This is a genomic window from Parcubacteria group bacterium (assembly GCA_041657845.1).
Taxonomy (GTDB): Bacteria; Patescibacteriota; Minisyncoccia; order Moranbacterales; family JAKLHP01; genus JAKLHP01.
In genome coordinates, this window is sequence record JBBABD010000004.1 from 46,084 (window position 1) to 52,498 (window position 6,415).

At 38.3% G+C, this 6,415-nt stretch carries 6 protein-coding genes; 5 read left to right on the forward strand and 1 reads right to left on the reverse strand.

The genetic code is table 11. From position 1 onward, the window contains the following. The first annotated feature begins 41 nt into the window (after positions 1–41). Positions 42–713, forward strand: a complete 672-nt coding sequence (locus tag WC906_01410; GenBank protein MFA5777078.1) for a hypothetical protein — start codon at positions 42–44, stop codon at positions 711–713. Between the two features lie 89 nt (positions 714–802). On the opposite strand, the gene WC906_01415 is transcribed toward WC906_01410, so the two are convergent. Next, the gene (locus WC906_01415) at positions 803–1,156 is read right to left on the reverse strand and encodes a hypothetical protein (protein MFA5777079.1); all 354 of its coding nucleotides are present in this window, start codon (positions 1,154–1,156) and stop codon (positions 803–805) included. Positions 1,157–1,302: 146 nt separating this feature from the next. Here WC906_01415 and WC906_01420 point away from each other — a divergent pair, with 146 nt between their 5' ends. The 4 genes from WC906_01420 to WC906_01435 all read left to right on the forward strand — a co-directional run. Continuing rightward, positions 1,303–2,754: an ATP-binding cassette domain-containing protein gene (locus WC906_01420; protein MFA5777080.1), complete on the forward strand. Its 1,452-nt coding sequence runs from the start codon at positions 1,303–1,305 to the stop codon at positions 2,752–2,754. Positions 2,755–2,804: 50 nt separating this feature from the next. Then, a complete protein-coding gene (locus tag WC906_01425; protein ID MFA5777081.1) occupies positions 2,805–3,818 on the forward strand; it encodes a serine hydrolase in 1,014 nt (337 codons plus the stop codon). A 253-nt stretch (positions 3,819–4,071) separates the two neighbouring features. Then, on the forward strand, positions 4,072–4,263 hold the full coding sequence (locus WC906_01430; protein MFA5777082.1) for a MerR family transcriptional regulator: 192 nt from the start codon (positions 4,072–4,074) through the stop codon (positions 4,261–4,263). A 61-nt stretch (positions 4,264–4,324) separates the two neighbouring features. After that, the coding region (locus WC906_01435) for a hypothetical protein (protein ID MFA5777083.1) at positions 4,325–6,415 on the forward strand (2,091 nt) is incomplete at its 3' end.

Genomic DNA, 6,415 nt, shown 5'->3' on the forward strand with positions numbered 1-6,415 from the left:
GTGATATAATATGATGGTCTCAATAATTAACTTTAAAAATAATGAAAAACAAAACAAGTTTGTTGCTATTTTCAACAGTAGCAATCGTAGGGGCGTTAATTTCTTTCGTTTCAATTCAAGGAACCGCAGTGGCAAAGTCTGATAATGCTGCTGAAGCTCAGAGCAACAAGAGCAATCAAGAAAAAAACTCAAACGCGATTACAGCCAGCGATACCGCTCAAACTGCTGACACGACAGCAACTCAAGAAACAGAAAAAAAAGAAAAGAAAGAAAAAAAGGAAAACAAGGGACAATTCAACGCCGAATGGCACCGAAATACGGTGGCTACTTTCGTTCAGAGTTTATTGACCGTGGCTGACAGGGAGGGTGGCATTGGACAGGAAGTGAAAGTCATTGCTAATAAGCAAAATGATACCAAGGATCGGGCATCTGATTTGATGAATGCTATTGAAAATAGAAATAAAGTAAAAACATTTCTTATCGGTACGAGTTATAAAAACCTTGGAGAATTGCGAAGCCAGATGGTTGATTCGCGAAATCAGATTGAACAATTAAAACGATTGGCTGGAGAAGTGGCGAATGAAGGCGATAAGGCTGAGCTTCAAACCCAGATTCAAACATTGGAGCAGGAACAGACAAAAATTAATGATTTTATAACTCAAAACGAAAGTAGATTCAGCCTGTTTGGCTGGGCGGTGAAGTTATTTCGATAATTCTTTCCTAGTTAAATAGTAAAAGGAGCAATTTCTGGAATATGAATATGCTCCTTTTTTTATGCGCTAGCGGTTTTTATTCCAAGCGTTTATCCGATTTTTTTGAAAGTAATCTTGTAGGATGGTTCGTACTCTACGTTGTTTTTATCTTTAAGGTTGATGCTTTTTCCTTCCATTAGATTATTCATGGCGATGTCGGTGAGCATTTGCTCTGAGCTTTCTATTCCCGCTTTGAATCTTTCGAAATCTTCATAGCGCGATCCCATTTCCGATTGCACGCCGGATTCCAGCAGTTTCTTTTTTTCGCGCAGTTTTTTGAGTTCATTTTTCAGGTCTTCATATCCGCTGGATTGAGTCAGGGCGTCTCGATATTCTTTGCCGATTTCTTTGCGATTTTTTTTAAGCTCTTGAATTTCGTCAAACACTTTTTGCATATCTTGCATATTTTTGCTTTTGAATAAAAAATTAAAACAACGTTTTTAATTTTAACATAAAATGAAAAGAGTGGAAATCGTCAGAAATCATCAGAGGCCTTTTCAAATTAATAAAAGTACGGTATTATTTAAATTCAGTGCGTAACTCCAAAATTATGTCCAATAATGACGTTGCAGTTAGATTTAATAAGGTGTCCTTCGAATACGGACGCAATAAGCCCATTTTGATCGAGGCTTCTTTTTCGCTCCGGCGCGGATCGAAAATAACGCTGATGGGGCAGAATGGTGCGGGGAAAAGCACCATGCTGGAACTCATAACTGGCGCCTTGAAGCCGGATGACGGAACAATTTATGTCGATTCGGGACTCAAAATTGCCTATGCCAAGCAGGTTATTCCCCGAGAATTTATGCCGCTCTCCGTTCGGGAATTTTTTGCCAAATATTTTTCCGGAAAAGATTATGAAATTGACCGGAGGATCAAAGAGGTGCTGGAGGTAGTCAATTTAAAAGCTCCGCACGATAAAATAATCAAAACATTTTCTGGTGGACAGCAGGCAAGGCTGCTTTTAGCTTCGGCACTTATTCAAGATCCGGATCTGCTTATCCTGGATGAGCCGACTAATAATTTGGATAAAGCCGGAATCGAACACTTGACGCAATTTTTAATCGGGTGTGACAAGACATGCATTGTGATTTCTCATGATGCGGATTTTTTAAATATGTTCACAGATGGCGTGATTTATCTCGATATATTTACCCATAAAGTTGAACAATATCTCGGCGATTATTATGTGGTGGTAGCGGAAATCGCAGATCGTATTGAAAAAGAAAAAATGAAGAATGCACAATACGAAAAAGAGATTATTGCTAATAAAGAAAAAGCCAATTTCTTTGCCAATAAAGGAGGAAAAATGCGCTTGGTTGCAAGAAAAATGCGCGATAAAGCGGCAGAAATGGAAGCAGCTAAAGTTGACGTAAGAAGAGAAGATAAGGCGATTCGAAATTTTGAAATTCCGGTTCAAGAAGGATTAAGCGGCGAGATTATAAATATAGCATCTGTTGTTGTGATGAAAAACCATGAGGCAACTTCAAAGAAAATTCGAATATCACTCAAAAAAAATCAGCACTTGTTTCTTTGCGGACCCAATGGAATCGGAAAAACCACCCTCTTGGAAGCCCTGGCCAGCGGAAAAGCTGAAGGTGTCAAAATTGCCGATAAAGTTAGGGTTGGATATTACCGGCAAGATTTCTCAACACTGAATTTTGAAGATACGGTTCATGATTCATTAGCGGAAGTGATGCAGGAAAATGATGAAGAAAGATTGCGTTCGGTTGCCTCCGGATTTCTCATCGATAAGACAATTATTAATGCCAAAATCGGAACTCTTTCGGAAGGGCAGAAGGGGTTGGTGGCTTTTGCGCGATTGGTTCTTGAAGAGCCGGGACTTTTAATTTTAGACGAACCGACTAATCACATAAATTTTCGCCACCTGCCTGTTATCGCCAAAGCGTTAGATTCTTTTAAAGGTGCGATGATTTTGGTGAGCCACGTTCCTGAATTTGTCGCGCAGATTAGGATAGATGAAATATTGGATTTAGAAAAATAGTTTTAAATGGTATAATTGAAATGCCATAAAAAGTAAAAAAGCATAATCTTATGCTAAGTAGAATTGAATTTAAGAATAAATATTTTTTTGGAACAGTGGCTGTTGTATCGGCGATGATTTTATTCTCCATCGGTTTTTTTGTTGGAAAAAAAAATGATACTCGAGGCGGGGGAAATAACAATGAGCAAAGCAAGGAAATTCGACAGTCCGGATATAATTTCATTAATCCTCTTTTGGAATGCGAAATGGGAGGCGATTCGCCAATATTGAGATCTTCAGAATTAGAAATAAAAAAAACAATTCAAGATGAAGTGATTGAAAAAAATCCGGACGTCAACATCTCATTGTATTATAGAGATCTTAAAAATGGTCCCTGGTTTGGAATAAACGAGCAAGCTGGATATTCTCCAGCCAGCCTTTTGAAAGTTCCTCTATTAATTGCTTATTATAAATACGCAGAACAAGATCCGGAAATTTTTGAAAAAATAGTTTTGTTCGACAAGCCTTCTCCGGGTTTTTTTCAACAAGTCAGACCCAAGGAGCATATTGAAGCGGGGAAGAGTTACGCAATTTCACAGTTGATTGAATCAATGATAAAATATTCCGACAATGAAGCAACTAATCTTTTGTTTCAAAATATGGATCCGCAAAACTTGAGTTTAGTTTTTAATGACTTGGGAATAAATATGCCTGACATTTATGATTCAAACAATTCAATGTCAGTCAAAGACTATGCTTCTTTTTTTAGAATTTTATACAACGCTTCTTACTTGAACAGAAGCATGTCGGAAAAAGCGTTGAATCTTTTTTCAACAATTGAATATAAAAACGGACTTGTAGCCGGAACCCCGGAAGACATACTAGTTTCTCATAAATTCGGAGAAAGAGAATCTTTTTCTGAAGACAAGCAAGTTGTGAGGCAACTGCATGATTGCGGGATAGTATATCATCCCTACAGGCCTTATCTGATTTGTATTATGACCAAAGGAAAAGATTTTGAAAACTTGTCAAAAATTGTCTCCAATATTTCTAATATTGTGTTTGAGCAGGTTGACAGAAGATGAAATTATTTTATTGGGAAAAAATTACGAAATTATTGACAAAATCCATTTTTTGCTGTATAATGAAAATATAGTAGTGAAATAAAGCGGTTCTTCTGTGCTTGAAATAGGGGATTTCCTTTATAGAGAGGGTGTTAAAACCTTTTTTTTGTTGTTTAGCGTTGAATATATCCAATATATTTAATCTATGCAATCTATTCAATATATTCGCGCGAAAAAATAATCTAATGAAAACAATTATTAATATTAAAATATTATGAATAATCTCAGAGTCAAGGACATTGAGAAAATTGTAGATCGCGATCGCAACACGATTCTTCGCTGGGAAAGGGAAGGAAAAATTCCTCATCCCCAGAAGGATTCACGCGGATGGCGCGTTTACACAAGCGAAGATGTGAAGACCATCGTTAGTTTTGTGTCTTCAAGAAGCTGGAGCAACAGTCTCTGATGTTTTTATTTTTTGCGTATGGCATAAATAAGCATCAGAGCCAAGCTCCGGAGGTTTCTGATTGATCAAAAACAAAATAAAAGAAGAAATGAAAACAGAAAATAAAATATTCAAAAAAAGAAAAATAGAAAATCCCGACTTCCAGGGAAAATTTTTGTTTAGAAATTTGGATGATGTTTTCAGAAGTCCTATATGGGGGGAAAATGTTCTTGGAAAAACATATCAAAGAATTTTACTGTGGGAAAAAATATTAAGAAATTCTTTAAAAATAATTCGAAAATCAATTACGGTAGCCGGAAAAATTTCTGTCTATTCAATTGTTTTTGGAATTGCGCTGGCTCTTGTTTATTCGTTAATTCCCGGAGTGCTTTCTGCGCCTAAATTTATTTCTATTTCAAATAAAGCGGAGTTCGATCTGGGACAATTTTCTGGAGTAACTTCAGAAAATTCAACTGATTCAATTCAACTTAAGCCGGCCGGAAGTTGGAACGCGCGAGTTTGGACTCCGCCGGAAGATATTATTGCTTATGGGCATACTTCAGCAATGGTTGGAAATTACCTTTATGTCTTTCGCGGATACTCCGGAAACTCTTTTTGGAGATACGATACAGTCAACAATGCTTGGAGCAACTTGGCAGATCTTCCCCAGCCTTCATACTACGGAGCTGATATGGTTTACAATTCAAATTCCGGAAAAATTTATGCAATGTTCGGAGGATACTCGCAAAAATTTTACAGTTATGATATTGAGAACAACGAGTGGACGCAACTCAACGATCTTTTAGACACTCCATATTCGGGAGCATCATTGGCGTCTGACGGTAATAGCATATTTGCCATGAGAGGAAACGCGACAACTGATTTTTGGGAATATCAAATTGGAACGGGAAAGTGGAGGGGACGTGCGCCAATAACTTTAACAATCAGCACCGGAGGAAATTTGGTAAATGGGCGCGATGGAAATCTTTACGCTGTTCGAGGAGGCAACTCGATAAACTTTTATCGCTATAACATTTCAGCTAATCATTGGTATACGATAGCAGATGCCTCCTACGGCGGAGGAACTCTATCTTTAATTCCATCAAGCGGGTGCAGTAATGGTTCTTGCACAATGTACGGAGAACAAAAGGGAGTTTATTGGAATGGGTATTTATATTTTATGAGGTCGTACGGCTATATGGATTTTCTTAGATATCAGCTTTCAACCAATACTTGGGAAGTTTTAACTTCTGATCCGACTCCCCAAGCAGTTAATTATGGGTCGTTAACTTTTAATGAAACCGAAAATCTTATTTACGCTTTCAGAGGAAACGGAACGACGGATTTTTGGAAATTTGATCCGGCGGCAACTGCTGGACAAAGATGGATTGGACCGAAACAGGTTTCCAATACAGCCGGCACTCTCCAAGCTTTGTATTTGGGAAGCGATGTCATTTGGAACAAACAAACAGGAGTAAATAGCAAGCTCTATGCCTTCCAGGGAAATAATACGGCTAACTTTTTTGTCTACGATACAACTGGCAATTCATGGACAACCGGCGCTCCTAATCCGGGTTTTACAATTAGAAATGATATGAAAGGTGAAGCTAATAGTTCCGGAAACATATATATGCCCAGATACAGCAATGCCAGTATCATTCAAATATTTAATGGAACAGCATGGTCGGCAATGACAGCTCAGCCGACTGGGGCTACGGCTACTGATGGAGCCGGACTGACATTTGTCGGAAATGATATTTATTATATCCGCGGAGGAGCGAATCCTTGCATGTACAGGTACAACTCAGGGTTATCTACGCCCGCTTGGGGAAGTTGTATTGCAACGGCCATTAACACTTCCGGCCAAATAACCACTTACTATCCTTATATCGGAGCCAGAATTACTTCAGATGGAACGGATGTCTATATGTTTCCGGGAGATGGAGAGACGGCTTTCCTGAAATACACAGTGTCTTCCGGTACCTGGTCGAATTTAACCAAGACCCCTTTTTCTCAGTATTATGGATCGGATATTACTTATGATTCGGAAAACTCAAAGATATACGCCTTAGCTGGCATGTACAAAGATGAAACTTGGGAATATGATATTCCAGCTAATACGTGGAGACGTCTTCCGAATAGCCAGAAATTTACTTTTGGAAGAGTTCCAGAA

What these genes read in the sequence shown, in the direction of transcription:
- WC906_01430 (MFA5777082.1), top strand. Translation starts at nt 4,072, where the DNA reads ATGAATAATCTCAGAGTCAAGGACATTGAGAAAATTGTAGATCGCGAT.
- WC906_01425 (MFA5777081.1), top strand. Translation starts at nt 2,805, where the DNA reads ATGCTAAGTAGAATTGAATTTAAGAATAAATATTTTTTTGGAACAGTG.
- WC906_01420 (MFA5777080.1), top strand. Translation starts at nt 1,303, where the DNA reads ATGTCCAATAATGACGTTGCAGTTAGATTTAATAAGGTGTCCTTCGAA.
- WC906_01415 (MFA5777079.1), bottom strand. Translation starts at nt 1,156, where the DNA reads ATGCAAGATATGCAAAAAGTGTTTGACGAAATTCAAGAGCTTAAAAAA.
- WC906_01410 (MFA5777078.1), top strand. Translation starts at nt 42, where the DNA reads ATGAAAAACAAAACAAGTTTGTTGCTATTTTCAACAGTAGCAATCGTA.